Origin of the sequence: Micromonospora sp. DT46 (genome assembly GCF_049841735.1) — a bacterium.
Lineage (GTDB): Bacteria > Actinomycetota > Actinomycetes > Mycobacteriales > Micromonosporaceae > Micromonospora > Micromonospora reichwaldensis.
Genome location: NZ_JBNCKW010000005.1, coordinates 129292 through 156099, shown reverse-complemented (window position 1 = coordinate 156099; position 26808 = coordinate 129292). Strand labels below are relative to the sequence as shown.

The following is a 26808-nucleotide window of genomic DNA, read 5'->3' as shown; positions in this document are numbered from 1 at the left end:
TTCGTATCGGAAGGTGCCTTCCTTACCCGTGCGTCAGAGGGAGTGCCGGCGGCGGTGTGTTCGTCCGACGCGCCCGCCTCGCCACTGTCCGGGTGTCGCCGGTGTCCGTTAGGGTCCTTGGGGACCAGGCGGGCGACGGCGACGGGAGCGGGAAGTGGGCAGGCTCGCGTCGGCGTACGGGCAGGCGGTCGCGGCGCACCGGGCGGCCCGGGCGCACCTCGACACCGCCCGCCGGGCGCTCGCCGGGCAGGCGCCCCAGGCCGCCCCGGCCGGCGCACCCGAACTGGTCACCCGGCTCGCGGCACTCGGCGGCGCGCTCGCCACCCCGACCCCCGGGGCCACCCCCGTGACCGCGGTCCCCGTACCCGTCCGCGTCGGCGAGGCGTCCACCCCGGACGGTGCCTTCCCCGTCCTCGTACCGCTGGGTGGCGGCCACCACCTCGCCGTCGACGCGGACGCCCGCGACCCCCGGGTGGCCGGCCTGCTGCGGGCGCTCGTGCTGCGGCTGCTCGCCACCGCGCCGACCGGCGGCGTGCGGGTCGCCGGCATCGACACCGCCGCGCTCGGCGCCACCTTCGGGCCGCTGCGCCCGCTCATCGACGCCGGCGTGCTCGATCCGCCGGCCACCGGCGAGGCCGAGGTGGCCGCCCTGCTCGACGCCGCCGAGCGGCACGCCCGCGCCGCCCGGCACGCCGACCGCCCCGACCAGGAGCTGCTGCTGGTCGTCGCCGCGTCGGCGCCGCCGCCGCGCGAGGCGGCCCGGCTCGCCGCGCTCACCCACGCCGGCCCGGCCGCCGCGGTCTGCGTGCTGGTCGCCGGCCGGCCCACCGCCGCGTCGGCGGAGCCGGCACCGCAGCTCGGCGCCACCACCACGATCCGGCTGACCGAGCGGTACGCCCACGTCGGCGACCCGCCGGGGGCCCCGTTCAGCCACGACGGCAGTGGACTGGCCGCCCCCGTGCTGCTCGACGGCGACCCGCCGGCGGCGTCGGTGGCCGCCCTCGCCGCGCACCTCGGCGCCGCCGCCCGACGCAGCGACACTGTGGATTTCGCCGAGCTGCTGCCCGAGCGGCGGTGGGCCGAGTCGGCGGGCAACGGGCTGCGCACCGTGGTCGGCCGCGCGGGCCGCGACCCGGTCACCGTCGCCTTCGACGACGCCACCCCGCACTGGCTCGTGGGCGGGCGCACCGGCGCCGGCAAGACCGTCTTCCTGCTCGACGTCCTCTATGGGCTGGCCGCCCGCTACTCGCCGGCCGAGCTCCGGCTCTACCTGCTCGACTTCAAGGAGGGGGTGAGCTTCACCGAGTTCGTCCCCACCCCCCGCGACCCGTCCTGGCTGCCGCACGCCCGTGCGGTCGGCATCGAGTCCGACCGGGAGTACGGCGTCGCCGTGCTGCGCGAGCTGCGCCGCGAGCTGTCCCGGCGGGCCACCGTCCTCAAGCGGCACGGCGTCACCAAGCTCGCCGACCTGCCCCGCGACACCCCGGTGCCCCGGATCGTGGCGGTGATCGACGAGTTCCACGTGCTTCTCACCGGCAACGACGCGCTGGCCCGCGAGTCGGTCGACCTGCTGGAGGAGCTGGCCCGCAAGGGTCGCTCGTACGGCGTGCACCTGGTGCTGGCCAGCCAGAGCATGACCGGCGTCGAGGCGCTCTACGGCCGGGCCGAGGCGATCTTCGGCCAGTTCGCGCTCCGGGTGGCGCTGCCCGGTGGCGGCGGGGTGCTCGACCCGCTGAACGAGTCCGCCCTGACCCTGCCGGTCGGCTCGGCCGTGCTCAACACCGCGGCCGGCGCGGTCGGTGCCGACACGATCGTCCGCTTCCCGGACGCGCACGCCGCCGCCGGGGAGTTGGCCGGGCTGCGCCACGAGCTGTGGCAGGCCCGAGCGGCAGGCGCGCGCGCCCCGTCGGTCTTCAAGGGCTACGAGGCCGCCCACGTCGAGGACGACCCGACCTTCGCCGGGCTGCGTCCGGGCGGGCGCCGCCCGCTGGCCCTGGTCGGGCGTACGGTCGACGTGGAGGGCACCTCCGCGCTGTTCATGATGGACGCGACCCCGGGCCGGCACCTGGCCGTGGTCGGCACCTCGGCCACCGGCGCGGAGGTGCTGCGCGCGGCCACCCTGAGTCTCGCCCGGCAGCACGCTCCGGGCGACGCCCGGTTCCTGCTCGCCTCGCTGGTCACCGCCGCCGAGTCAGCCGCCGACGACACCGCCGCGACCCTGGCCGCCGCCGGCCACCCGGTCGACCGCCTCGACGCGACCGACCTGCGCCGCCACCTCGGCACCCTCGCCGCCGCGCTGTCGACGCCAGGCGCAACGGCCGGCCCCGCCACGACGGCGCAAGGGGTGGGGGAGGCCGGGCCGGGCGCGAGCCGCACCTATCTCGTCGTCTTCGGCGTCGACGCCGCCAGCGGGCTGCTCGCCGCCACCGACCCGGACACGTTCCGCTCCGGCCACGACGACCTGCGGGCCGTGCTGCGTCAGGGGCCGGGGCAGGGGACGCACCTGCTCGGCTGGTGGCGGGGGCTGCGCCGCCTCGCCGACGACCTTGGCGGCGCCCACAACCGCGACGACGTCGCCTGCCTGGTCGCGCTGAACGTGCCCGGCGCCGAGCTGGGCCTGCACCTCGGCGTGCACGACCTCGCGTACGCGCCCCGGCCCGACCGGGCGCTCCTGGTCGACCGGCACGACCAGCGCACCCGGCTCATCGTGCCGTTCGCCCGCGAGGGGCACGGCCCGGACGGGGAGGACTGAGGCGGTGTCCACCTTCGAGGAGTACGCGGCGCTCGCCCGGCAACTCGCCGAGCGGCGACAGGCCGGCGAGCGCGGTGCCGCCGCCGACGCCGACCGGCGCCGCAACCTGCACGCCGCCGCGGACTACCTCCAGCACCGGCTCACCGCCCAGGGGCAGCGCCTCGACCAGCTCGGCCAGGCCATCGGCATCCCGGCGTCCAGCGTGCCCACCGGCGCCGCACCCACGCCCTCCACCGTCCCCGGCGCAGGGCCGCCCGCCGGCGTCCCCGATTCCGCACCCACGTTCCCTGCCGTTCCCGGCGCCGGTGCGCCCGGCACCTCGGCCGGCGACGGTGGTCGAGGTGGCGCCCCGTTCGCCGGCGTCGGGCCGGGGGAGGGGGAGCCCGCCGGCGCAGCCGGCGCGCCGGGGCGGCCGGGCGTCGGGGCGTACCCCCAGGTCGGGGTGGGGGAGACGAGGCTGGCGCTGCCGACGGCCGCGAGCCCGGCGGCGGGCGGGGTGCCGGCCCCGCGCCCGGCGGAGGTCGACCCGACCGTCGAGCTGGAGCTGGCCCGACGCTACGCGGACGAGTCCGACCGGCACGGGCAGCAGACCGAGCTGCTCGCGCAGCGACCGGCGCTGCTGCCCGGCTGGTCGCCGGTGGCCCGGTCGGTCACCGTCTACGCGGGCTGCGCGGCCGTGGGCGCGATCCTCATGATGATCATGGTGCTCGCCTCCGGCGTCGGCCTGGTCGACGGTTTCACCCTCGGCGCGTGGATCTGCGCGGGTCTGCCCGCGCTCTCCTTCTTCGCCGGCTACCTGGTGCTCGGCCGATGGGGGCGACCGGCCATGGTCGCCGGCACGCCGCCCCGCTACGTGCACCTGGGCTTCCTGATCTGCTTCGCGGCCGTGCCGGTCGCCTACGTGGCCTTCCTGCTGCTGTTCCGCGTGATGCGCTGACCGCGAGCACGGCGGGACCGGTTCAGCAGCTCTGAGTTGGCAGCAGTGGATCAGCGCTGCTCACTGCTGATCCGGGCGATCTCCTGAGCGATCAGATCGTCGGCACTGATGACGCCGGACGCGACATCTCGAAGCCTGTCCTGCCAGTCCTCGTCGAACTCCGCTCCTTCGAGGGCGGCGTTGGCGGAGGCGAGGACCACGGCCGTTTCGACGCTCGCCACCTGCCGGGCGTAGTACGCCCTCATGAGGTCGACGTCGACCTGCTCGGTGGAGGGGGCGGACTCGGGCAACGCGCCACGCGCGACACGCCACGGAAGCTCGTTGTGCGTCATCGTCGACAGCTCAGCGGCGGAGAATCGGCCGTACGCCTCGGTCACCCATTGAACCGTGTCGACCTGGGCGGGTGCCAGGCGGGATGCTTCGCCGAGCGGCCACTCGGTGACGGTCAGTTGACCGCGATGATGGCGGTAGAGGTGCGGGACCACCGGGCCTTCGCGCCATGCCTCGATCGGCTCCTGGAAAAGCGGGTGGCCCGTCCGCGCCAGGTGCCATCCCTGGCAGTAGTAGACGAGCTTCTCCAGCTTCATCGCCGTCATGGCCCCGAGGTCGCCCAGCACCGCCGCTGCGACGTCATGCGCCGTTGCCACCGATGGCACCCTCTCTGCAGGTTCTGCCTGAGAGCCTAACGAGTCGGACCGACAGTGCGGGTCCGACGGCGTCGGATAGGCAGAACCAGCAGATCCCGGAAGCTGTCGCGCCGCGTAGGTGACCCGCGGCGGTCAGCGGGAGCGGGCCGGCACCCAGTCCGTGAAGCGCCCGTGCAGGTCCGCCGACTGCGCGCCGGGGTAGTGCTGCGCGAGCTGGTCGGCGGCGGCTTCTTCGCGCAGCGTCACGAGGTGGACCATGAGCCCCGGCATGTCGCCCCGGTACTTCGCGAGGAGAAGCAGCTTCGCCGGGGAACAGGGCCAGGCGATCCCGCAGGCCCGGCAGCGCCACGTCGGGCGGGACGGGACGTGGTCGCGGACGGGCGTGTTCACCGGCTGGTCCCCGCGCTCCGCCGGGCCGGAGCGCGCCGCTGCGCCGAGGGTGAACGCGCGGCCGAGGGCGCCTGCGTGGGACGCATCCCGTCGGGTCGCACGTACAACTCGCGGCGGTCAATCGCCTGGCCGCGCGCGTCGAGCTGGTACACCTCGACCCACGCCCAGCCGTGGTAGGTGACGAGGTCGGTTCGCTCGCGGATCACCCGTACCGTGATCGGCTTCGCGAACTGCGGCGACGCCTCGCGCGTCAGCAGGTACACGCCAGGGCTGACCCGAGGCGTCCCGTCCTCGCGGGTGCTGGCCGTCGCGGCGGCGGGGCGCGTCGCCCAGCGCGACGCCGGTACGGCATTCGCGGGCCTCGGCACGGGCACGGGGCCTCCCTCCATCGGTGTCGGAATCGGGACGCGCGCTCGGCAGGGCCCCTGCGACGTGTGCGCCCGCCGAGTCCTGAGGGGGCCGATTCCGCCGGGCGCGCCGTCCTCCTTCCACCCTGGACGAACGCCCCCTAGGCTCGGAACAGTCACCGCGTGATCGCGGAACGTAGCGTGCGGTTTCGGGCCGGGGGAGAACGGTGTGGAGATTCGTGGAAGGGTGTGGAAGCCGTGGGAATCTCGCCGTCGGAGTACCTGCTTCGTGAGCTGAGGCGACGCCGGTCGGCCGCCGGGTTGACCCAGGCGCAGCTCGGTGAGCTGGTCTTCTGCTCGGACTCCCAGGTGAGCGCGATCGAGACCGGGACGAAGCCACCCACCCTGCCCTACCTGACCGCCGTCGACGGGGCGCTGGACACCGGCGGATACTTCGCGACGCTCTGGAACGAGCTGGTCAAGGGCGACGGCGCGCCGGTCTGGCTGCGCGAGTGGATACAGATCGAGCGGGAGGCGACCGCCCTACGCTGGTACGAGCACGCGTTCGTGCCGGGACTTCTCCAGACCGAGGCGTACGCGCGAGCGACCTTCCGAGCGGCACGGACGCCGGTTGCCGAGTTGGGCCAGCGGGTCGCGGCGCGGATGGAACGGCAGGCTGTGCTCGCCCGCCTGCCGAGCCCACAGCTCTTCGTGGTGCTCGACGAGATGGTCGTCCGGCGGGAGTTCGGCGGTCCCGACGTGATGGCCGAGCAGCTCGAGCACCTGCTGACCTGCGCCGAGCAGCCGCATGTCCAGTTGCAGGTCGTGCCGCTGTCCGCTGGCGTCTATACAGGACTGGCCGGAACGTTCATCCTGGCCGACCTGCCCGACGGCTCGCGTGCGGGCTGCGTAGACCATCAGTTGGAGTCACAGACCACCGGGCAGCCTGACGCGATTGCTCGGTTGGGGCTGGCGTGGGACGCTGTCCACGGCGAAGCCCTCCCGCTGAGGCAATCGATCGACGTGCTCAAGGAAGCGGCGAAGACATGGACAGTCTGACCGGCGCGCGGTGGCGCAAGTCGTCTCGCTCGTCCACCAATGGCGGCGTGTGCGTCGAGGTTGCCGACAATCTGCCCGGCGTCGTCGGCGTACGGGATTCGAAGGACCCGGCTGGTCCCGCGCTGGTCTTCACCCCGACCGCCTGGCGGGTTTTCGTCGCCCAGCTCACCGACCGCGCCTGACAACCCGCCGGGAGTTCGTCGCCCTCACTGGCGATCCCGGCCGCTGCAATCCCGATGCGAACTGAGGTTCCTCAGAGCGGGGAAGCGGGGGAGGCGTCCTCGGCGACATTCAACAGGTGGCATCGGACGATCGCCCGGCAGGAGGTGGCCAGGAGCAGCCCGAGGCCGATGGCCAGGACCGTCAGCCCGATGTCGAACGGCAGTTGCGCCATCAGGTCCAGCGAGCTCTGTTCGCCGATCACCGCGAAGCTCGCCGCCACCACCGACAGAGCGGTGACCAGGGTGCCCACGGCAGCGACCATCCCGGTCATCGCCGCCACCACGCTGCGCCGTGCCCACAGCGCGGCCATGGCGGCCAGCAGCAGCCAACCGAAGGTGAGCAGGGTCCAGCCACCCCCGTCGCTGAGTGACGCGTAGGCCCAGCCGGAGAAGGACCAGATGGCGCGGCTGCTCGGCCGGAACCAGGGCATCAGATATCCGGCGAGGGTGAGCAGGGTGGCCACGAGCATGCCAACGTCGATCGCGAACAGCGGGAGCCTGGAGTTCTGCTCAGCCGTGGACATGGCGCCCTCCCCGTCCGTGCGGTACGGGCAGCATTATAGGCCGTGGATCACCTGGGCCTCCGCCGTAGCTGCGCGCCGGGCCGGTGCCGATTAGGCGCGTTCGACGACAATGACCGGAATCTCCCGCTCGGTCTCCTTCTGGTAGCGGGCGTACGTCGGGAAGACCTCGGTCATGACCTGCCACAGCCGGGGCCGCTCCTCGGCGGTGGCGGTGCGCGCCGTGCCGCGGAACTTCTCGGCCCCGACCTGCACCTCCACCTTCGGGTCGGCGCACAGGTTGAGGTACCAGTACGGGTGCCGCGCCGCGCCGCCGTTCGACGCCACCAGCAGGTAGCGGTCGCCGTCGCGGCCGTAGATGAGCGCGGTGCGCCGCAGCGTGCCGGACCGGCGCCCCCGGGTGGTGAGCAGCAGGCTGTCGTAGCCGTGGAATTTTCCGCCGTCGGCGCCGTCGGTCTCCAGGTAGCGCTGCACGTGGCTGGCCACCCACTCCACCGGACTGTCCTGAATGGTTTCCCCCATCGGCCCAGCCTAGCGGTCGCGCCGCGACGGCGAGGGCCCCGCGCCGGGACGGTCAGGAGTCCGTGAGCAGCAGCCAGTCATCGTCCAGCGGGGCGACGGTCGTGCCCTCGGGCCAGACGTGCGAGCCGGCGGCCGTCGCCCGCGCCTGGTTCACCAGGGGACGGCGGGCGAACGTCGCCCCGTCGAAGGTCACCGGGCCGTGGAAGCGGGCCCGACCGAAGTTCGCCGCTCCCTCGAAGCGGGTCCGCTCGAACCAGGTCTGGTCACCGAACTCGGTCCACCGGAACAGGGCCAGGTCCGCGAAGCGGGTCTGCCGGAACCCGGCGTAGCCGGTGAAGGTGGCGTGGTCCATCGAGACCCCGCTCAGGAAGACCGCCTCGCGGAAGGTCGCGCTGTCCGTGAATCGGGACGCGTCGAAGCTTGCCGTCCGGTGGAAGGTGACGCCCCGGAAGGAGGCCCGGGCGACGGTGGCGTGCCGGCACGACAGCCCGCCGGCGAGGTCGGCGCCGTCGAAGCTGACCCGGCCGGCGATCCGGGCGCGGTCGAGGACGATCTCGGCGTCGCCGCGCAGGTCGTCGCAGGCCAGGTCCGCGAAGGTCGCGCCGAGGGAGAGCCGCCCGCGTACGGTCGCGCCGACCAGGCTGGTGGTGCCGGCGCAGACCGCGCCGGTGAGGTCCGCGTCGTCCAGGGTGCAGCCGGTCGCGTCGAACCCGTCGAGCCGGGCGCCGGTCAGGTCCAGCCTGACCCCGGGCCAGTAGGCGTCGTCGTCCGCGCGCAGGTGCCGGGTCAGGACCCGCTGGGCGGTGCGGCGCACCTCCGCCTCGCGCGCGTCGTCCTCCGGCGCCGGCATCCGCAGGTACGCGCAGAGCACCGCCACGATCGTCTCCCGCTGGGCGGGATTGTCCTGCCCGAGCCGCTCCAGGGCGTGCAGGCCGCCCAGGCGTACGGCTGCGTTGTCGTTGCCGAGCAGCGCGACGGCGCTCGTGTACAGCTCGGTCAGCCGGCGCTCGGCGGCGTCGTGCTCGGCCGCCTCGGCATGCCGCTCCTGGTGGTGCTGCCCGGCCTCGGCGACCGCCTCCGCGTGCGCCTGCACCCGTTCCCGGTGCGCCTGGTCCTGCGCGGCGACGGTCTCCTGGTGCCGCTGGGCGCGTTCGCCGATCCACTGTCGCCGGGCGGCCAGCAGCAGGGCGAGCCCGCCGCCGGTGCCGGCGACCACGGTCAGCCCGGTGCGGATGGCGTCGATGCGCAGCGTCGCGCGGGTGTCCGGCTGGGCGGCGCGGTCGGCCTCGCCGAGCAGCCAGTCGAGCACCAGCCAGCCGAGCAGCGCGGCGAGGAGCAGCCCGACGAGCACCAGCCACCACGGCATCACCCGCAGCGGCTCTTCGCGGGGCGGTGTCGGGCGCACGGGTCACAGCATGCCACCGCGCTCGGCCCGACGTGGGGCACCGTCCGCCGTGGACGGTGACTGCCTGGATTGCCGGTTTGTGCTCCCGGCGCGACAAGGGGTTACCGGGCCGTAACTTGTTATTGACGATGGTGGATTACGGCCATCATCATCGTCTCCACGATCGATCGGAACCACCCCCACCCCCGTCCCGCCCGGTTGCACCGGGTTCCTCCATGGGAGGTGCAGCTTTGCTGCTCCGAAAGATCGTCCCCGCCCTCGCCGTCATGATCGCCGCCGTGCTCGCCGCCCCCGCCACGGCCGCTGTCGCGGCCCCCGACCGGCCCGCGGCCAGCACCGACCGGAGCGCCGCCGACCCGGCCGCCTCCGCCTCCGCCGTCGGGGACGGCGTCACCAGCACCGCCGCCGAGATCGCCGCCGCCGCGGCAGGTAACCCCGTCATCGTCGTCGGTGGCCTCAGCGGCATCGCCTCCGCCTACGGGCCGCTGGCCTCCCGGCTGCGCGTCGACGGGTACCGGGTCTGGGTCTACCAGCTGCCCAACCTCGGGCTCGGCGACATCCCCGCCTCGGCCCGCGCGTTCAGCAGCTTCGTCGGGCAGGTCCGCGCGTCGACCGGCGCGGCCAAGGTCGACGTCGTCGCCCACTCCGAGGGCGGCCTGGTGTCCCGGTACTTCATCAAGAGCCTGGGCGGGGCCAGCAGCGTCGACCGCTACGTCAGCCTCGGCACCCCGCAGTACGGCACGTACGTGGCCAACATCGTGAAGTTCCTCGGCCTGGGCAGCTGCGCCGGCATCGTCGCCTGCCAGCAGATGTCGATCGGCTCGTCGTTCCTCGCCGGCCTCAATGCGGGCGACGACACCCCCGGCGCGGTCCGCTGGACGGCGGTGCGCACCCTCCAGGACGAGCTGGTGCGCCCCGTCGACAACGCCACACTGGCCGACGGAGCGACCAACGTGCTGATCCAGTCGGCGTGCCCCCTGCGGGTCGTCGGGCACCTCGGCCTGGTGCTCGACGGCACCACGTACACGGTGATCCGGCAGGCGCTGCGCGGGGAGGCGATCCGCCCCAACTGCCTCGCCCTGTAGCGGGCGGGGGCGGGCGGCCGTGCGCCGCCCGCCCCGCCCCGCGTCAGGCGGCCTTGGCGAGGGCCTCGTACTCGTCGTCGGTCAGCCGCACCTCGGCGGCGGCCACGTTCTCCTCCAGGTGCGCCACCGACGACGTGCCCGGGATCGGCAGCATCACCGGCGACCGGCGCAGCAGCCAGGCGAGCGCGAGCTGGGCGGGCGTCGCGCCGTGCCCGGTGCTGATCGCGTCCAGCGGACCGCCCGGCCGCGCCAGGTTGCCGGTGGCGATCGGGAACCAGGGGATGAACGCGAGGTCGTTGCGCTCGCAGTGCTCCAGGACGGCCTCCGCGCTGCGGTCCGCCAGGTTGTAGAGGTTCTGCACCGAGACGATCGGGGTGACGGCGCGGGCCGCCTCGATCTGCTCGACGGTCACCTCGGACAGGCCGATGTGCCGGATCTTGCCCTCCTGCTTGAGCAGCGCCAGCTCCCCGAGCTGGTCGGCGAGCGGCACCTGCGGGTCGATCCGGTGCAGCTGGTAGAGCCCGATGGCCTCCAGGCCGAGGTGCCGCAGGCTCAGCTCGCACTGCTGGCGCAGGTACTCCGGGCGCCCCACCGGACGCCAGTCGCCCGGGCCGGAGCGGGTCAGGCCGGCCTTGGTCGCGATGACCAGGTCGTCGGCGTACGGGTGCAGGGCCTCGCGGATCAGCAGCTCGCTGACGAACGGCCCGTAGGAGTCGGCCGTGTCGATGAACGTCACGCCCAGCTCGTACGCCCGGCGCAGCACCCGTACGGCCTCGGCCGGGTCCTTCGGGTCGCCCCACACGCCGGGGCCGGTGAGCTGCATCGCGCCGTAGCCGAGCCGGTCGACCTGGAGGTCGCCCCCGATCCGGTACGTCCCCGAGGCCTTCGCGGGCTGCTTGCCGGCGTCATTCGTCATGCGTGGATTCCCATCCTGTCGTCCGTCTCCGGCGGTCGATCCCACCACCGAGAGGCTTTCCCGACGATCGTCGCCCACACCACCACCGGGGCGGATCGAGACCGGGATCACCCGCCGTAGGGCCGGACGTGGCCGGCGCATCCCGGGTGCCCCCGGGCCCGCCACGACACGGCGCGACGTTGCCACAACCGGGCCGGGCGGGGGACGAAGTTGCCCGGAGCGCCCGTGCCGGCCGGCTGCCCGTGCGACGCTGGGCCGTGCCGGCTCGACGTCGACCACGGGCGTACGCCCCGCCGGTCGACCGAGCGCACGTCGCCGCGTGCGGCGCGACGCGGGAGGGAACGCCATGACGGGAGTGCCGCAGGTCGACTTCGCGCTCGACACGTACGAATGCATCGTGCTGTATCCCGGCGCGGCCGGGCGGGCGCTGCCGGCGGAGACGGTGCAGCGGTTGCAGGCCGAGCACCTCGCGCACATGCAGGCCCTGCAACGGCGGGGGATCATCCTGGTTGCCGGCTCGGTGGACGGCCCGGCCCGCGAACCGGACCCGCCGATCGGCTTCGGCCTGGCACGCACCGGCTCCGTGGACGACGTACGCAGCGTGATGGAGGCCGACCCGGCCGTCCAGGCGGGGCTCTACCGGGTGGACGTGCTGACCTTCCTCTGCCCGGAGGGCTCGCTGGAGTTCCCGCTGGTCAAGACGCAGAGCTGAGCCCCCGGTACGGGAGACCGCCGGCCTGCCGCGCCGCCGCGGCCCGAGCACGGCCCCCAACGGAGCGCCCCGCCGTCGACCTGCGGGCCGGGGCGGAGCCGACCGGGACGGCCGGCGGATCCGGCGCGGGCGCGCGGGGGAGGCCGTGGCGGCGTCGGGCGGGACGGCGGGGAGCACCCGGCTGCCCGGTAGCGCCGGGGGCGTACGATTCCCCGCGCGCGGTCGCCGATGCCCGCCGCCTCAACGTTCCGGCGTGGGTTCCGCCCGCCGGCTGCGCGCGTGACGCGCGTCGTTGGACAATGTTCCGCAGTCCGCAAGGGGTCGGCCCACAGCCAGACCCGGAGGAGAGACTAGCCTGATGGGCGTGACACGCCGCGCGAAGATCGTCTGCACTCTTGGTCCTGCCACCTCGTCGCCGGAGCGCATCCGGGGCCTCGTCGAGGCCGGCATGAACGTGGCGAGACTCAACTTCAGCCACGGGAGCCACGAGGATCACGAGGCGGTGTACCGGCTGGTCCGCGAGGCCGCGGAAGCCGCCGGACGGCCGGTGGCTGTGCTCGCCGACCTCCAGGGCCCGAAGATCCGGCTCGGCCGGTTCGCCGACGGCCCGCACGAGTGGCGCACCGGCGACTCGGTCGTCATCACCGGTGACGACATCCTCGGCACCAAGGAGCGGGTCTCCTGCACCTACCGCAAGCTTCCGCAGGAGGTCAAGCCCGGTGACCGGCTGCTGATCGACGACGGCCGGGTCGCCGTCGAGGTCACCGACGTCACCGGAAACGACATCCGCTGCCTGGTCACCGAGGGCGGCCCGGTCTCCAACAACAAGGGCGTCTCGCTGCCGAACGTGGCCGTCAGCGTGCCGGCGATGTCCGAGAAGGACGCCGAGGACCTGCGTTTCGCCCTCGGCCTGGGCGTCGACCTGATCGCGCTCTCCTTCGTCCGCTCGGCGGACGACATCAAGCTGGTGCACGGCATCATGGCCGAGGAGGGCGTACACCGGCCGGTGCTGGCCAAGGTGGAGAAGCCCGAGGCGGTCGACTGCCTGGAGCAGATCGTGCTGGCCTTCGACGGCGTCATGGTCGCCCGCGGCGACCTCGGCGTGGAGCTGCCGCTGGACCAGGTGCCGCTGGTGCAGAAGCGTGCCGTGCAGCTCTGCCGGGAGAACGCCAAGCCGGTCATCGTGGCCACCCAGATGCTCGACTCCATGATCGAGAACTCCCGGCCGACCCGCGCCGAGGCCTCCGACGTCGCCAACGCCGTGCTCGACGGCGCGGACGCGGTGATGCTCTCCGGCGAGACCAGCGTCGGCAAGTACCCGGTGCTCACCGTCAGCACCATGGCGAAGATCGTCACCACCACCGAGTCCGGCTCGATCGGCGTGCCGCGCCTCCAGCACGACCCCCGTACGCACGGTGGCGCGCTGACCGTCGCCGCCTCCTCGATCTCCCGGGCCATCGGCGCGAAGGCACTGGTCGCCTTCTCGCAGACCGGCGACACCGTGCGGCGGCTGTCCCGGCTGCACTGCGACCTGCCGCTGCTCGCCTTCACCCCGGTGCCCGAGGTGCGCAACCAGCTCGCCCTCTCCTGGGGCGTGGAGACGTTCCTGATGCCGTTCGTCGAGCACACCGACGACATGTTCCGCCAGGTCGACCAGGCGCTGCTCGGGCTCGACCGGGCCAACCCCGGCGACTACGTGGTGATCGTCGCCGGCAGCCCGCCCGGCACCCCCGGCTCGACCAACACGCTGCGCGTACACCAGCTCGGATCGCTGGTCGACGCGGCGTCGGCGCGGGCCTTGCAGTGAGCGACGCGGACGTCGCGGTCGGGCAGGCCGCGGTCGACCAGCTCCTGGAGGTGCTCGACCTGGAGCACACCGGCGGGATGACCTTCCGGGGGATGAGCCCCCCGGTCGGTCCCCAGCGGGTGTACGGCGGCCAGGTCGCCGGCCAGGCGCTGGTCGCCGCCGGACGCACCGTCGACCCGGCCCGCTTCGTGCACTCCCTGCACGGCTACTTCGTCCGCCCGGGCGACCCGGCCGAGCCGATCGTGTACGAGGTGGAGAACGTCCGCGACGGCCGCTCCTTCTCGGTGCGCCGCTCGGTGGCGCTCCAGCACGACAAGCCGATCTTCTTCATGTCGGCGTCGTTCCAGCGGACGGAGGAGGGCCTGGACCACCAGGCCCCCACCCCGCCCGACGTGCCGGCGCCGGACGAGGTCCCGACGATGGCCGACCGGCTCGCCCGCTACCCGGAGCGGCTCGGCATCTGGGCGCAGATTCCGCGCCCGATCGACGTCCGCTACGTCGGCGAGCCCGGCTGGGTACGCCCCGGCGACCGCCCCGCCGACCCCCACCAGCGGGTCTGGATGCGCATCGACGGCAAGCTGCCCGAGGATCCGCTGCTGCACGCCTGCGCGCTCACGTACGCCTCCGACCTGACGCTGCTCGACTCGGTGCTTTCCGTGCACGGCGAGGTCTGGGGCCCGGGCGGCGTGGTCGGGGCCAGCCTCGACCACGCGCTCTGGTTCCACCGGCCGTTCCGCGCCGACGAGTGGTTCCTCTACGACTGCTGGAGCCCGTCGGCCTCCGGCGCCCGAGGGCTCGCCACCGGCCGCATGTTCACCACCGACGGGCACCACATCGCCAGCGCCGTGCAGGAGGGTCTGCTGCGCCGCGTCGGCGACTGACCGTCCGACCGTCGTGGCGCGGCCCGACCCGTCGGGCTCGCCACCAGCGTCGTCTCCGAGGCCGCCCGCGCATCGCCACCGGCCGATCGGTCGAGGGGTGATCGTCCGGGCGGGTCGGTCAGGCGACTAACCTTGCCGCATGCGCCTCTCCGCCCGGGTCGACTACGCCCTCCGCGCGGTCGCCGAGCTCGCCTCGGTGACCGCCGACGCCGGGCCCGGGCGAAGCCGGCCCGTGACCGCCGACCAGATCGCCCGCGCCCAGGAGATCCCGCCGAAGTTCCTGGAGAGCATCCTGCTGCAACTGCGCCGGGGCGGCATCGTGCAGGCCCAGCGCGGCCCGGAGGGCGGCTACTGGCTGGCCCGACCGGCCGGGGAGATCTCGCTGGCCGAGGTGATCCGGGTGATCGACGGCCCGCTCGCGCACGTACGCGGGCAGCGGCCCGAGGAACTTGGCTACCACGGGGCGGCGCGGGCCCTCCAGGAGGTCTGGATCGCCCTGCGGGCCAGCGAGCGCGAAATCCTGGAACTGGTCACCGTCGCCGACGTGGCCGGCGGCACCCTGCCGGGCCGGGTCGTCGAGCTGGCCGCCGACCCCCGCGCCTGGACCTGACCCGCCCCGCTTCCGGATCGCGCTCGTCGCCGCCCCGGCCGGTTGGCGGGCGGCGTCTGTCGTCTCACTGACCGGTTGGAGGCTTGACCGGGGCACGCCCCGTGCCGCATTGTCGACCAAGTCGATAGGAGATACCGAAAAGTCAGGGGGCGCTCGTGCGCAAGCTGCTGGTCCTCGCGCTGGTCGGGCTCGCCGCGCAACTCGTCGACGGCGCCCTCGGCATGGCGTACGGGCTGACCTCCTCCACGTTGCTGCTGCTCGTCGGGGTGGCGCCGGCCGCCGCGTCGGCGTCCGTGCACCTGGCCGAGATCGGCACCACGCTCGCCGCCGGGGTGTCGCACTGGCGGTTCGGCAACGTCGACTGGCGGGTGGTCGGCCGGATCGCCTTCCCCGGAGCCGTGGGCGCGTTCGCTGGCGCGACCTTCCTCAGCTCGATCTCCACCGAGTCGGCCGCCCCGTGGATGGCCGGCATCCTGTTCACCCTCGGCGCGTACCTGCTGGTGCGCTTCTCCCGGCCGCTGCGCACCGACCGGCGCGGCGGCCAGCTGCGCAGCCGCTTCCTCGGCCCGCTCGGCCTGGTCGCCGGCTTCGTCGACGCCACCGGCGGCGGCGGGTGGGGCCCGGTCGCCACACCGGCCCTGCTGGTCAGCGGGCGGATGGAGCCGCGCAAGGTGATCGGCTCGGTGGACACGTCCGAGTTCGTGGTCGCCGGCGCCGCCAGCCTCGGCTTCCTGATCGGCCTCGGCTCCGAGGGCTTCCTGCTGCCCATGGTCGCCGCGCTGCTCGTCGGCGGCCTGATCGCCGCGCCCATCGCGGCCTGGCTGGTGCGCATCGTCCCCGCCCAACTGCTCGGCGCGGCGATCGGCGGCGTGATCGTGCTGACCAACGCCCGTACGCTGATGCGCTCGGCCGACCTCGGCGGCCCGGCCCGGCCGGCCGTCTACGCGCTGCTGGCCGTCGCCTGGGCTGCCGCCCTGGCCCTGGCCGTCCGGGCGCTGCTGCGCACCCGCCGCCAGCGCGCCGTCGCCGCGACCGCCTTGGCGGCCGACGCCCTGAGCCCGGCGACCGTCCCTCCGGCGACCGCTTCCCCGGCGGACGTCCCCCCGGCAGACGTCCCCTCGGCGGCCGTCGCCTCGGCGGCTGCCCTGGCCGGGGACCGTCTCCCGACGGCTGTCCCCGCGACGGCTGCCCCGGGCGAGGACCGTCTCCCGACTCCGGCGGCGGTCCCCTCGCTCAACAACCGCTGACCCCCGCCCCGGCGCCGCCCGCCCTGCCCCGCATCGCGTCGCGTCGCATCGTGTAGATCTTGGTAGGAACGTGCCCCTCCAGGGGCCGATTCCTACCAAGATCTCCACCGGCACCGGCACCGGCACCGCAGCCGCAGCGGCAGCCGCACCCGCAGCACGGCCGGCGCAGCCGTGCCGTCAGCGCGACCGGCCAGCGCGTATCCGCGCCGTCAGCGCGACCGGCCAGCGCGCATCCGCGCCGTCAGCGCGACTGGCCAGCGCGTATCCGCGCCGCCAGCGCGATCGACCCGCGCAGCCGTGTCACAGCGCGATCGGCCAGCGCCGCCAACCGGCCGCCACCGGCCGTAACCGGGCCAGCCGGTGCAGGTGGCGCGGCGGCGGGGCGGCGGTCAGTGGGGGAGGAGGGCGGTCGCGGCGTCGGTGAGGAGGGTCCACGCCTCGTCGACGTGGACCTCGGTGCTCTGCGGGGAGCCGACGGCCAGGCGCAGCGTGTAGCGGCCGTTCACCCGGGTGTGCGTCAGGTGCACCCGGCCCGTGGCGTTGACCCGGGCCAGCAGCTCCGCGTTGACCTCGTCGTCCGCCGCCAGCCGGAAGCACACCAGCGAGTACGGGTGGGCCCCCACCAGCGCGAACCGGTCGTCGGCGCGGACCCGGTCGGCGAACCGGGCGGCGAGCGACACGCCGGAGCGGATGTGCGCGCGCAGCCCTTCGGCGCCGTACCAGCGCAGCACGAACCAGAGCTTCAGCGCCCGGAACCGGCGGCCCAGCGGCACCTGCCAGTCCCGGTAGTCGATCACCGCGCCGGACTCGGTGGCGGCGTTGCGCAGGTACTCCGGCAGCACGCTCAGCGCCTCGATCAGCTCCGCCGTGTCGGCCACCCAGAACGCGTCGCAGTCGAAGCCGGTGAGCAGCCACTTGTGCGGGTCGAAGCAGTACGAGTCGGCGTACTCCAGGCCGGCGTGCCCGAACCGCAGCTCCGGGCAGACCGCCGCCGCTCCCGCGTACGCGGCGTCGACGTGCAGGAAGACCCCGTACTCGGCGCAGATCGCGCCGATCTCCGGCAGCGGGTCGATCGCGGTCGTGGAGGTGGTGCCGACGGTCGCGACCACGATCGCCGGGACCACGCCGGCCGCCAGGTCCGCCTCGATCGCCGCGCGCAGCGCCGCCGGGGACATCGCCTGCGTCTCTGGGTCGACCTCGACCGGCCGTACGCCGTCGGCGCCCAGCCCGGCGATCCGGGCGGCCTTCTCGATGGACGAGTGGCCCTGGGTGGAGGCGTAGGCGCGGTAGCGGCGGTCGACGCCGACCTCACGCCACCGGCCGCCGCCGGCGCGGTGCAGCGCGACCAGGGTCGCCACCAGCGTCGCCGAGGACGCCGAGTCCTGGATCACCCCGCCGCCGCCGGAGCCGGAGCGGAACCGCTTCGGCAGGTCCAGCAGTTCGGCGAGCCAGTCCAGCAGCACCGTCTCCAGTTCGGTGCACGCCGGCCCGGTCGCCCAGAGCATCCCCTGCACGCCCAGCCCGGCGCTGACCATGTCGCCGAGCACGCTGGGCCCCGAGGTGTTGGCCGGGAAGTAGCCGAAGAACCCGGGGTGCTGCCAGTGCGTCAGCCCCGGCGTGATCAGGGTGTCCAGGTCGGCCAGGACGGCCTCCACCGGCTCGCCGTGCTCCGGCGGGCCGGCGGGCAGCCGGGCGGCCACCGTCCCGGGCGGGTCCTGCGAGGTCACCGGACGCCGCTCCAGCGTCGCCCAGTAGTCGGCGATCCAGTCCACCACGGCGTGCCCGGCGCGTCGGAACTCGTCCGGGGTCATGTGCTCAGCCACGCCCTGAGTCGATCAAGAATCCGGGCCGGGGGCAAGGGAAGTGGCTGGTGCCCCCCGCCACGGGGACGCCCGAAGCAGGGCGGCCAGAAGGGCGGGGGAAGACGGATTGTCCGCTGAAAGCGCTTGCCCTAGCATCGCAGGTGCGCGGAGCCACCCCTCGACGCCGCCCGCCGGAGCACCGACGCCGCAGTGCCGGCGCCGGGACGCCCGACACCGGAGCGGCGGCGTCGACACCGACGCCGTACCGACGGCGTCGGACCACCGCCGCAAGCGCGGCGTCTCCTCCCGCCGGCCCGGGCAGGCCGACGGCGACGGTTGCCGCGCGCCCAACCTCCCCGGAGGCCACTCCCCATGCCCATCACCCATCGCCGCGTCGCGTTGCTCGCCGCGGCCGCCGCGGCCGCTCTCGCCGCCGGTACGCTTCCGACCCTCACCGCCTCGGCTGCCGCCGCAGGCTGCCGCGTCGAGCACCGGATCACCAACCAGTGGCCCGGCGGCTTCGGCGCCGACGTCACCGTCACCAACCTGGGCGACCCGGTGAACGGCTGGACCCTCACCTGGTCGCACACCGCCGGCCAGCGGGTCACCCAGGCGTGGAACGCCGTCGTCGACCAGTCCGGCGCGCAGGTGACCGCCCGTAACGTCGAGCACAACGCGGTGCTCGCCACCGGTGCCAGCGCCACCTTCGGCTTCAACGGCTCGTGGGAGGGGAGCAACCCGCCACCGACCGGCTTCGCCCTCAACGGCACCGCATGCACCGGCGCCGCGCCCACCGGCGGCCCGACCACCCCGCCGCCGCCGAGCACGCCGCCGCCCACGACCCCGCCACCCACCACGCCGCCGCCGACCACCCCGCCGCCGGCCGGGGCGGTGCAGATGGAGGACCTCGACCGGGGATTGGTCAGCGTCCGCTCCGGCAGCGGCAACCTGGTCTCCTGGCGGCTGCTCGGCACCGAGACGACCGGGGTCGCCTTCAACCTCTACCGGGGCACGACCAGGGTCAACGGCAGCCCGATCACCGGGGCGACCAACTACCTCGACAGCGGCGCGGCGGCCGACGCGACCTACACCGTGCGCGCCGTCGTCGGCGGCACCGAACAGGCCGCCTCCGCAGCCGCGCTCCGGTTCCCCGCCGGCTACCTCGACGTGCCGTTGCAGGTGCCGGCGGGCGCGAGCACGCCGAGCGGCGAGAGCTACACGTACTCCGCCAGCGACGCCTCCGTCGGCGACCTCGACGGCGACGGGGACTACGAGTTCGTGGTCAAGTGGGAGCCGTCCAACGCCAAGGACAACTCCCAGTCCGGCTACACCGGCAACGTGTACGTCGACGCGTACACCCTCACCGGCACCCGGCTGTGGCGCGTCGACCTGGGCCGCAACATCCGCGCCGGGGCCCACTACACCCAGTTCCAGGTGTACGACTACGACGGCGACGGTCGCGCCGAGGTGGCCATGAAGACCGCCGACGGCACCCGCTCCGGCACCGGCCAGGTGATCGGCTCCGCCACCGCCGACCACCGCAACTCCAGCGGGTACGTCCTCGCCGGCCCCGAGTACCTGACCATGTTCGACGGCCGCACCGGCGCGGTCCTCTCCACCGTCAACTACGACCCGCCGCGAGGCACGGTCTCCTCCTGGGGCGACAACTACGGCAACCGGGTCGACCGCTTCCTCGCCGCCACCGCCTACCTCGACGGGCAGCGCCCCTCCCTGGTGATGGCCCGCGGCTACTACACGCGGGCGGTCGTGGCGGCCTGGGACTTCCGCGACGGCACCCTGCGCAAGCGGTGGACCTTCGACTCCAACGCCTCGGGCAACGGCGCTGCCTTCGGCCAGGGCAACCACAACCTCTCCGTCGCCGACGTCGACGCCGACGGCCGCCAGGAGATCGTGTACGGGTCGGCCACCATCAACGACGACGGCCGCCTGATGTACGCCACCGGCTTCGGCCACGGCGACGCCCTGCACGTCGGCGACCTCCTGCCCGCCCGCGCCGGCCTGGAGGTCTTCACGATCCACGAGTCCGGCAACCAGCCGGCGGCCGACCTGCACGACGCCCGTACCGGTCAGGTCGTCTGGCAGCGGCCGAACAACGGGGGAGTCGAGGGCCCCGGCCGGGGCGTCGCCGCCGACATCCACGCCGGCAGCCCCGGCGCCGAGTTCTGGGGCGCCGGCACCCACATGGGCGACCTCTACAGCGCCACCGGGGCCGTCGTCGGGCGCCGGCCGTCCTCGGCGAACTTCCTCGCCTGGTGGGACGGCGACCCCGTCCGGGAACTGCTCGACGGCACCCGGATCGACAAGTACGGCACCGGTGGCGACACCCGCCTGCTGACCGCCAGCGGCGTGGCGGCGAACAACGGCACCAAGTCCACCCCGGCGCTCTCCGCCGACCTGTTCGGCGACTGGCGGGAGGAGGTCGTCTGGCGCACCACCGACAGCCGGGCCCTGCGCATCTACAGCACGCCCACGCCCACCAACACCCGGATCCACACGCTCATGCACGACCCGCAGTACCGGGTGGCGGTCGCCTGGCAGAACACCGCCTACAACCAGCCCCCGCACCCGGGCTTCTTCCTCGGCGACGGCATGGCCGCCCCGCCCACGCCCAACGTCTACCTGCGGTGACCCGACGACCGGTCGGCGGCGGCGCCCCCGGGGCGCACAATCGGCCGGTCGCAGAACGGAAAAGGCACCGGGCCGCAGCCGCGGAATCCGCACAGCTCCGGCCCGGTGCCCCACACCGCGGCATCCCCGACCCGTCCCGACCGGGAATGCCGTACCACCACCGAGGTCAAAACTAGGCGGGCCACGCGTCGCCCCGGTGACGCCGACGTGAAGATCGTGTTTCAGCCCTCGCGGCGCAGGCCACCGGCCACGTGCTCGGCGATCAGCTCGTACGAGCGCACCCGGTCGGCCACGTCGTACACCAGCGTGGTCAGCATCAGCTCGTCCGCGCCGGTGCGCGCCAGCAGCTCCCCGAGCTGCCGCCGTACCGTCTCGGGGGAGCCCGTCGCCTGCCCGTCGCGGCGCTGCCGCACGAACTCGCGCTCGGCCTCCGTGTACGGGTACGCCGCCGCCTCGTCCGGCGTCGACAGGGGCTCGGGCCGCCCCGAGCGCAGCCGCAGGAACGACAGCGCCGCCGGCCCCGCCAGCCACTCCGCCCGCTCGTCGGTGTCCGCGCAGACCGCGTTGACGGCCACCATCGCGTACGGCTTCTCCAGCCACTTCGACGGCCGGAAGTGCTGCCGGTACAGCGCCAGCGCGGGCACCGTGTTCTGCGCGCTGAAGTGGTGCGCGAAGGAGAACGGCAGGCCCAGCAGCCCGGCCAGCTGGGCGCTGAACCCGCTGGAGCCGAGCAGCCAGACCGCCGGCTGCTCGCCGAGGCCCGGGGTGGCGGTGATCGGTCCCGGCCGCTCCCCGCTGAAGTAGTTCATCAGGTCCGACAGCTCCCGGGGGAAGCCCTCCGCCGACAGCCCCTCCATCGTCCGGCGCAGCGCCAGCGCGGTCACCTGGTCGGTGCCGGGGGCACGGCCGATGCCCAAATCGATGCGGCCCGGGTGCAGCGCTTCGAGGGTGCCGAACTGCTCGGCCACCACCAGCGGCGCGTGGTTGGGCAGCATCACCCCGCCGGAGCCGAGCCGGATCGTCGACGTGTGCGCCGCCAGGTGCGCGAGCAGCACCGCCGGCGCGGAACTCGCGATCGCCGGCATGTTGTGGTGCTCGGCCACCCAGAACCGGCGGTACCCGAGTTCCTCCGTGCGCCGGGCCAGCTCGGTGGTATGCCGCAGCGCCGCGCCGGCAGTGGCGCCGGCCGCGACCGGGGCAAGATCGAGAACAGACAGCGGTACGTTGATCACAAGGGTGGCCAACCCGTCCCACCTCGGGTTTGTTCCCCGGGGCGATCCGGCTCACGCGCCCGTCGCGGGCCCGCAGCGCGCTCAGCCCATGCCGCGGGCCTGCTCGAAGATCAGGCTCGTCTGGGTGTGCTGCACCGCCGGGTCCACGGCCAGGTGGTCCAGCACGAAGTCCCGCAGGGCGTCCGCCGAGGCCGCCCGCACGTGCAGCACGTAGTCCTCCGCGCCCGCCACGTGGAACACGGCCACCACCCCCGGCAGCCGCACCGACCGGGCCCGGAACGCGTCCACCGCCGCCCGCTCGTGCGCGGTCAGCCGTACCGACACCAGCGCCTGCAACGGCAGCCCCACCGCCGCCGGATCGACCTCCGCGTGGAACCCGCGGATCGCCCCGCGCTCCCGCAGGGCGCGGGTGCGGGTCAGGCACGTCGAGGGGGCCACCCCGACCCGCTCGGCGAGGGCGTTGTTCGGCAGGCGGCCGTCGGCGGCCAGCTCCGACAGGATCGCCCGGTCGGTGTCGTCCAGGTCGGCGAACCGCCGCACATCATTCGTAGCAAGGGGCATGGAGGCATCATCCATCGAACCAGCCCGGGCCTCCAAGGGCAATTACCGAATCATGTTCGGAACTATTGCCGCCCGTTGGCGCTATGTTCGATCCTTCCAGCATGACGACCGTGGACACCAGAGCCGTGCACGCCGGCCGCGACGACCTCGCCGCACTCGGCGTCCACGTGCCGCCGATCGACTTCTCCACCACCAACCCGCTGCCGTCCGTCGACGCCGGCGGCGACGCCTACGAGGCCCTCGCCACCGGAGGCACCCTCCCCGCCGGCGGCAGCGCCGTCTACCAGCGCCTGTGGAACCCCACCGTGGCCCGCTTCGAGACCGCCCTCGCCGACCTCGAGGACACCACCGACGCCGTCGCCTTCGCCAGCGGCATGGCCGCCCTCACCGCCACCCTGCTCGCCGCCACCCGGGACGGCAGGCGGCACCTCGTCGCCGTCCGCCCCCTCTACGGCGGCACCGACCACGTGCTCGCCACCGGCCTGCTCGGCACCACCGTCACCTGGGCCCGCCCCGACGAGGTCGCCGCCGCCGTCCGCCCCGACACCGCCCTGGTGATCGCCGAGACCCCGGCCAACCCCACCCTCGACCTGGTCGACATCGCCGCCCTCGCCCGCGCCGCCGGCGACGTGCCGCTGCTCGTCGACAACACCGTCGCCACCCCCGTGCTCCAGCAACCCACCCGGCACGGTGCCGCGCTCGTGCTGCACAGCGCCACCAAGAGCATCGGCGGGCACGGCGACGTCCTCGCCGGCGTGGTCGCCTGCGACGCCGACTGGGCCGCCCGGCTGCGCCAGGTCCGCGCGCTCACCGGCGCGATCCTGCACCCCCTCGGCGCGTACCTGCTGCACCGCGGCCTGCAGACCCTGCCGGTGCGGGTGCGTGCCCAGCAGGCCGGCGCCGAGAAACTCGCCGCCTGGCTCGCCGCCCACCCCGCCGTCGCGCAGGTGCACCACCCGTCGCTGCACGACCCCGCCGGGCTCGTCGGACGGCAGATGAGCGGCCCCGGCAGCCTCCTCGCCTTCGAGGTACGCGGCGGCGCCCCCGCCGCGGCCGCCGTCGCGAACGCCTGCCGGCTGATCACCCACGCGGTCTCGCTGGGCGGCGTCGACACCCTCATCCAGCACCCGGCCTCGCTGACCCACCGCCCCGTCGAGGGGGAGGCCAAGCCGTGCGGGGGCCTGCTGCGCGTCTCGGTGGGCCTGGAGGACGCGGAGGACCTGCGCGCCGACCTGGCCCAGGCCCTCGCCGAACTCGGCTGACCCGAACCGACGTCGTCGCCCGCCCTCGCTGAATTCGGCTGACCAGACCGACGCCGTCGGCCGGCCTCCGCTGTACTCGGCTGACCGAACCGACGTCGTCGGCCGGCCCTCGCTGAATTCGGCTGGCCGGACCAACGCCGTCGCCCGCCCTCACTGCCGCGAGTCGGTCGCCCCGTTGCCGCGAGTCGCCCCGCCGCGGGCGTCGTGGCGCACGGGAGTGGAACGCCACGGGTGCCAACGGGCCCAGGTGACACCCGTGGCGTTCCACCCGTGGGAGCCGACCGGGCGGCACGGTCAGGACTTCGGGCCGACGTGGCGATCGAGGGCGGCGACGGCGTCCCGGCGCGCCACGGAGAGGGAGTTGCGGCGGTTCATCCGCCAGGCGATGCCGAGCAGGTCCAGTGCCCACTGGCAGAGCCCCATGATGTCGGCCGACTCGTTGACGAACATGTAGCGCGGGTAGACGTAGCTCCTGCCGCGCGTCGTCACCCGGTTGCTGAACCGGCAGCCGTCGGAGTGGAACAAACCCCGCAGGAAAGGCCCGGGATGGGCGGTGACGATCCTCTTCTGCCAGTCGGCGAGGGTGATCTGACGCTCGTGCTTCTTGCCGGGACCGTGCTGCGGGAACAGGCACGGCCAGTGCTTGCCGTAACTCTGCACGCTCACGCAGCCCTGTTGTGGAACCCGCTGGACCTTGTTGGCCAGCACCGCCCGCATAGCGGAGTCGCAGGCGTCGATCAACCCGGGCCACGCGTCGCCGCAGGAAATCCTCAAGACCGGCACCCGCGAGCTAGTGACCAGGTGCCCGTCACCCAGGTAGAGGCCCAGCAGGTAGCTGTAGGCCGATGGGTTTGTCGGATATCCGTCGTCGCGACGGCAGCGGAAACAGCGCTCTGCCGTGCTTCGAACCAGCGGTTGCGGCCGCTCGCGGCACCACTCCCAGACAGTCCGGTAGGAAAGACCGACGGCCCAGGCAGCCTCGGCGATGGTTGCGCCGCCCAGGTGGACTCTGAGGGCTCGGGCGCGTATCTCCGGTGCGTGCACAGGACGAGTCTCGTACGCCCGTACGACAGTTCCGGTGTCCCCGGTGGGATTCGAACCCACACTGTCGGAGGTTTGAGCTCCGCTTCTCTGCCATTGGAATACGGGGACGTCGTCGCCCAACGCTGTGGCGGCGCCACATAGGTTACCCACTACGCTAAGGGCGGCGACACCCGGCATCGCGGGTGTCGAGCACAGACTGGTGGGAGTGGCTCGTGGCCGAGATGCAGACGGACGTCGAGCGCAGGCGCGTTCTGATCGCCGAGGACGAGGCGCTGATCCGGCTGGACCTGGCCGAGATGCTCGTCGAGGAGGGCTACGAGGTCGTCGGGGAGGCCGGTGACGGCGAGACGGCCGTCCGGCTCGCCGAGGAGCTCAAGCCGGATCTGGTCATCCTCGACATCAAGATGCCGATCATGGACGGGCTGGCCGCCGCCGAGCGGATCGCGGGCGCCCGGATCGCCCCGGTGATCATCCTGACCGCGTTCAGCCAGCGTGACCTGGTGGAGCGGGCGCGGGCGGCCGGCGCGATGGCGTACCTCGTGAAGCCCTTCCAGAAGAGCGACCTGGTGCCGGCGGTGGAGATCGCGCTGTCGCGCTACTCGGAGATCGCCGCCCTGGAGGCGGAGGTCGCGGGGCTGACCGACCGGCTGGAGATCCGCAAGACGGTCGAGCGCGCCAAGGGCGCGCTGATGACGACGTACGGGATGACCGAGCCGCAGGCGTTCAAGTGGATCCAGCGCACGGCGATGGACCACCGGATGACCATGAAGGAGGTCGCCGAGCGGATCCTCGCCGAGACCGCCGGCGGCGAGGTCGCCCAGCCCGCGTCCTGAGGCGCCGCCGGGGCGACGCGACACGCCGGGGAGCACTCCGGGGGCTCCTCGCGGGGCCGGTTGATCGATAGCATCTGATCCATGCGGACCCGGCGGCTGGTGGCGGTGCTCGGTGTCCTCGCGCTGCTGCCGGCCGGCTGCGGCCAGGCCCCGACGGAGCCCGCCGAAGAGCCGCTGCGCCCGCGGTGGCAGCCGCTGACCCTGCCGGCGCCGCCGGGCGCCCCCGGCCGGCCGCTGCTGCGCGACGCCGTGGCCTGCGCCGGCACGTGGTACGTGGTCGGCGGGCTGGCCGACGCGGCGGGGGAGACCCGGCCGGCGGCCTGGCGCAGCACCGACGGCGTGTCGTGGACGGCGCTGCCGATGTCGCCGTCGAGCCACTACGGCCGTCAGCACGTGCTCTACGCGGCCGCGTGCCGCGGCGGCCGGCTGGCGGCGCTCGGGGCGAAGAACGGCGGCGCGCACGGCAACCCGCGCACGGGCACCTGGTCGCAGTCGCCGGGCGGGCAGCTCCGGGAGGCGTCGGCGCCCTTCGAGCTGTACGCCGGCCCGCGCGCGGTGAGCGTGGCGCGGCTGGCGGCGGGCCCGGCCGGGTGGCTGATCGCGGGGGCGCGGGTCGACGGGGCGGCGGTCTGGACGTCGTCGGACGGCGAGCGGTTCGCGATCCGGGAGGGCGTCGCGGAACTCGCCGGTGACGGGCGGGGCCGGACGGTCGCGTACGACGCGGTGGCCGTGCCGGCGGGCTGGTGGGTGGTGGGCGCGGTGCTGCCGCCCGGCGCGACGGCGCTGACGCCCCTGGCCTGGAGCTCGGCCGACGGGCGGTCCTGGCGGCGGATGGCGCTGCCGGTGCCGGACGGGCGGGGCCAGGCGCAGCGGGTGGCCTCGGTCGACGGTGCGGTGGTGGCCGTCGGCCCGGTGCGCGACGGGTTCGCGACCTGGCGGCTGGTGGGCGACGAGTGGCGGCGGGCCGGCGGGTTCGGCGCGGCCGGTCCGGGGGTGTCCTCGGTCGACGCCCTGGTGCCGGCCGGGCGGGAGTTGGTCGCGGTGACGGGGGACGGCGGTGGTCACGGACTGTGGCTTTCCGCCGATGCGGGGGATTCGTGGCGACTGATGACCATGCCGGCCCCGGTGCCGGATGGTGGGAACACGGCCGTGGCGGTCGCGTCGCAGGGTGATCGACTGGTGTTGGTGTCTGACGACGGGGAGGCGTCCCGTGCCTGGTCAGTCGGGTTACCGGCCATCGATCGGTAAAGGGTGGACGAAGTTCGACCCGTTACCGATGAAACGAAGGCGAAGGCCTTTTGCCGCCGACGGTTCTTACAGCGATCGTTTCGAACCCGCCACGCCGTGTAACGGTTCGGTCAACCCG

General features: G+C 74.1%; 25 protein-coding genes and 1 tRNA gene. 14 read left to right on the top strand and 12 right to left on the bottom strand.

What is annotated here, in order from left to right; all coding sequences use genetic code 11:
- The first annotated feature begins 154 nt into the window (after nucleotides 1-154).
- Both ACLQ20_RS15005 and ACLQ20_RS15000 read left to right on the top strand, forming a co-directional pair.
- Entirely contained in the window at nucleotides 155-2752 is a 2598-nt protein-coding gene (locus ACLQ20_RS15005; protein ID WP_327029095.1) for an FtsK/SpoIIIE domain-containing protein, read from the top strand.
- Between the two features lie 4 nt (nucleotides 2753-2756).
- A complete protein-coding gene (locus ACLQ20_RS15000) occupies nucleotides 2757-3689 on the top strand; it encodes a hypothetical protein (RefSeq protein WP_425856050.1) in 933 nt (310 codons plus the stop codon).
- Between the two features lie 50 nt (nucleotides 3690-3739).
- Here ACLQ20_RS15000 and ACLQ20_RS14995 read toward each other — a convergent pair whose 3' ends face one another.
- The 3 genes from ACLQ20_RS14995 to ACLQ20_RS14985 form a co-directional block, all read right to left on the bottom strand.
- Nucleotides 3740-4336, bottom strand: coding sequence for a Panacea domain-containing protein (locus ACLQ20_RS14995; RefSeq protein ID WP_425856049.1), 597 nt, complete (start codon nucleotides 4334-4336; stop codon nucleotides 3740-3742).
- Nucleotides 4337-4468: 132 nt separating this feature from the next.
- A complete protein-coding gene (locus ACLQ20_RS14990; RefSeq protein ID WP_151457392.1) occupies nucleotides 4469-4726 on the bottom strand; it encodes a flavin reductase in 258 nt (85 codons plus the stop codon).
- Nucleotides 4723-5100: a hypothetical protein gene (locus tag ACLQ20_RS14985; RefSeq protein WP_225852511.1), complete on the bottom strand. Its 378-nt coding sequence runs from the start codon at nucleotides 5098-5100 to the stop codon at nucleotides 4723-4725. Before ACLQ20_RS14985 ends, ACLQ20_RS14990 begins: the two co-directional genes overlap by 4 nt.
- A gap of 222 nt (nucleotides 5101-5322) precedes the next feature.
- Between ACLQ20_RS14985 and ACLQ20_RS14980 the strand changes: the two genes are divergently transcribed.
- Nucleotides 5323-6132, top strand: coding sequence for a helix-turn-helix domain-containing protein (locus ACLQ20_RS14980; RefSeq protein ID WP_425856048.1), 810 nt, complete (start codon nucleotides 5323-5325; stop codon nucleotides 6130-6132).
- Nucleotides 6120-6314, top strand: coding sequence for a DUF397 domain-containing protein (locus ACLQ20_RS14975; protein ID WP_151457394.1), 195 nt, complete (start codon nucleotides 6120-6122; stop codon nucleotides 6312-6314). The genes ACLQ20_RS14980 and ACLQ20_RS14975 overlap by 13 nt, the downstream gene beginning before the upstream one ends.
- 71 nt (nucleotides 6315-6385) lie before the next feature.
- On the opposite strand, the gene ACLQ20_RS14970 is transcribed toward ACLQ20_RS14975, so the two are convergent.
- The 3 genes from ACLQ20_RS14970 to ACLQ20_RS14960 form a co-directional block, all read right to left on the bottom strand.
- Nucleotides 6386-6877 carry a hypothetical protein gene (locus tag ACLQ20_RS14970; protein WP_425856047.1) on the bottom strand — a complete coding sequence of 164 codons (492 nt, stop codon included), beginning with the start codon at nucleotides 6875-6877 and terminating at the stop codon, nucleotides 6386-6388.
- 90 nt (nucleotides 6878-6967) lie between these two features.
- A complete protein-coding gene (locus ACLQ20_RS14965; RefSeq protein WP_425856045.1) occupies nucleotides 6968-7396 on the bottom strand; it encodes a nitroreductase family deazaflavin-dependent oxidoreductase in 429 nt (142 codons plus the stop codon).
- Nucleotides 7397-7448: 52 nt separating this feature from the next.
- Nucleotides 7449-8801, bottom strand: a complete 1353-nt coding sequence (locus ACLQ20_RS14960; protein ID WP_425856043.1) for a pentapeptide repeat-containing protein — start codon at nucleotides 8799-8801, stop codon at nucleotides 7449-7451.
- A gap of 230 nt (nucleotides 8802-9031) precedes the next feature.
- Here ACLQ20_RS14960 and ACLQ20_RS14955 point away from each other — a divergent pair, with 230 nt between their 5' ends.
- Nucleotides 9032-9886 carry an alpha/beta fold hydrolase gene (locus ACLQ20_RS14955; protein ID WP_425856041.1) on the top strand — a complete coding sequence of 285 codons (855 nt, stop codon included), beginning with the start codon at nucleotides 9032-9034 and terminating at the stop codon, nucleotides 9884-9886.
- Between the two features lie 43 nt (nucleotides 9887-9929).
- Here ACLQ20_RS14955 and ACLQ20_RS14950 read toward each other — a convergent pair whose 3' ends face one another.
- A complete protein-coding gene (locus tag ACLQ20_RS14950) occupies nucleotides 9930-10802 on the bottom strand; it encodes an aldo/keto reductase (RefSeq protein ID WP_425856039.1) in 873 nt (290 codons plus the stop codon).
- A gap of 346 nt (nucleotides 10803-11148) precedes the next feature.
- Here ACLQ20_RS14950 and ACLQ20_RS14945 point away from each other — a divergent pair, with 346 nt between their 5' ends.
- The 5 genes from ACLQ20_RS14945 (at nucleotide 11149) to ACLQ20_RS14925 (ending at nucleotide 16059) form a co-directional block, all read left to right on the top strand.
- Complete coding sequence (locus ACLQ20_RS14945; protein ID WP_151456957.1) at nucleotides 11149-11514, top strand: YciI family protein; 366 nt, start codon at nucleotides 11149-11151, stop codon at nucleotides 11512-11514.
- A 358-nt stretch (nucleotides 11515-11872) separates the two neighbouring features.
- Complete coding sequence (gene pyk / locus ACLQ20_RS14940) at nucleotides 11873-13321, top strand: pyruvate kinase (RefSeq protein WP_151456958.1); 1449 nt, start codon at nucleotides 11873-11875, stop codon at nucleotides 13319-13321.
- A complete protein-coding gene (locus ACLQ20_RS14935) occupies nucleotides 13318-14202 on the top strand; it encodes an acyl-CoA thioesterase (RefSeq protein ID WP_151456959.1) in 885 nt (294 codons plus the stop codon). Before pyk ends, ACLQ20_RS14935 begins: the two co-directional genes overlap by 4 nt.
- A gap of 139 nt (nucleotides 14203-14341) precedes the next feature.
- Nucleotides 14342-14812 (top strand): RrF2 family transcriptional regulator, encoded by a 471-nt coding sequence (locus tag ACLQ20_RS14930; RefSeq protein WP_311413602.1) that lies wholly within the window; start codon nucleotides 14342-14344, stop codon nucleotides 14810-14812.
- Nucleotides 14813-14967: 155 nt separating this feature from the next.
- On the top strand, nucleotides 14968-16059 hold the full coding sequence (locus ACLQ20_RS14925) for a sulfite exporter TauE/SafE family protein (RefSeq protein WP_425856035.1): 1092 nt from the start codon (nucleotides 14968-14970) through the stop codon (nucleotides 16057-16059).
- Between the two features lie 389 nt (nucleotides 16060-16448).
- On the opposite strand, the gene ACLQ20_RS14920 is transcribed toward ACLQ20_RS14925, so the two are convergent.
- Entirely contained in the window at nucleotides 16449-17882 is a 1434-nt protein-coding gene (locus ACLQ20_RS14920; RefSeq protein WP_425856033.1) for a pyridoxal-dependent decarboxylase, read from the bottom strand.
- A gap of 351 nt (nucleotides 17883-18233) precedes the next feature.
- Here ACLQ20_RS14920 and ACLQ20_RS14915 point away from each other — a divergent pair, with 351 nt between their 5' ends.
- Entirely contained in the window at nucleotides 18234-20510 is a 2277-nt protein-coding gene (locus tag ACLQ20_RS14915) for a cellulose binding domain-containing protein (RefSeq protein WP_425856031.1), read from the top strand.
- 221 nt (nucleotides 20511-20731) lie between these two features.
- Here the strand turns inward: ACLQ20_RS14915 and ACLQ20_RS14910 are convergent, their stop codons facing one another.
- Both ACLQ20_RS14910 and ACLQ20_RS14905 read right to left on the bottom strand, forming a co-directional pair.
- Nucleotides 20732-21742 (bottom strand): LLM class flavin-dependent oxidoreductase, encoded by a 1011-nt coding sequence (locus ACLQ20_RS14910; RefSeq protein ID WP_192581569.1) that lies wholly within the window; start codon nucleotides 21740-21742, stop codon nucleotides 20732-20734.
- An 81-nt stretch (nucleotides 21743-21823) separates the two neighbouring features.
- Nucleotides 21824-22303, bottom strand: coding sequence for an Lrp/AsnC family transcriptional regulator (locus ACLQ20_RS14905; RefSeq protein WP_132236429.1), 480 nt, complete (start codon nucleotides 22301-22303; stop codon nucleotides 21824-21826).
- Between the two features lie 83 nt (nucleotides 22304-22386).
- On the opposite strand from ACLQ20_RS14905, the gene ACLQ20_RS14900 reads away from it, so the two are divergent.
- A complete protein-coding gene (locus ACLQ20_RS14900; RefSeq protein WP_151457119.1) occupies nucleotides 22387-23565 on the top strand; it encodes a trans-sulfuration enzyme family protein in 1179 nt (392 codons plus the stop codon).
- A gap of 294 nt (nucleotides 23566-23859) precedes the next feature.
- On the opposite strand, the gene ACLQ20_RS14895 is transcribed toward ACLQ20_RS14900, so the two are convergent.
- Nucleotides 23860-24231: a hypothetical protein gene (locus tag ACLQ20_RS14895; protein WP_225852475.1), complete on the bottom strand. Its 372-nt coding sequence runs from the start codon at nucleotides 24229-24231 to the stop codon at nucleotides 23860-23862.
- A gap of 413 nt (nucleotides 24232-24644) precedes the next feature.
- Nucleotides 24645-24717, bottom strand: a tRNA-Leu gene (locus ACLQ20_RS14890).
- Between the two features lie 104 nt (nucleotides 24718-24821).
- Here ACLQ20_RS14890 and ACLQ20_RS14885 point away from each other — a divergent pair.
- Both ACLQ20_RS14885 and ACLQ20_RS14880 read left to right on the top strand, forming a co-directional pair.
- A complete protein-coding gene (locus ACLQ20_RS14885) occupies nucleotides 24822-25442 on the top strand; it encodes an ANTAR domain-containing response regulator (RefSeq protein ID WP_151457121.1) in 621 nt (206 codons plus the stop codon).
- A gap of 81 nt (nucleotides 25443-25523) precedes the next feature.
- The gene (locus tag ACLQ20_RS14880) at nucleotides 25524-26690 is read left to right on the top strand and encodes a hypothetical protein (protein ID WP_425856029.1); all 1167 of its coding nucleotides are present in this window, start codon (nucleotides 25524-25526) and stop codon (nucleotides 26688-26690) included.
- The last annotated feature ends 118 nt before the right edge of the window (nucleotides 26691-26808 follow it).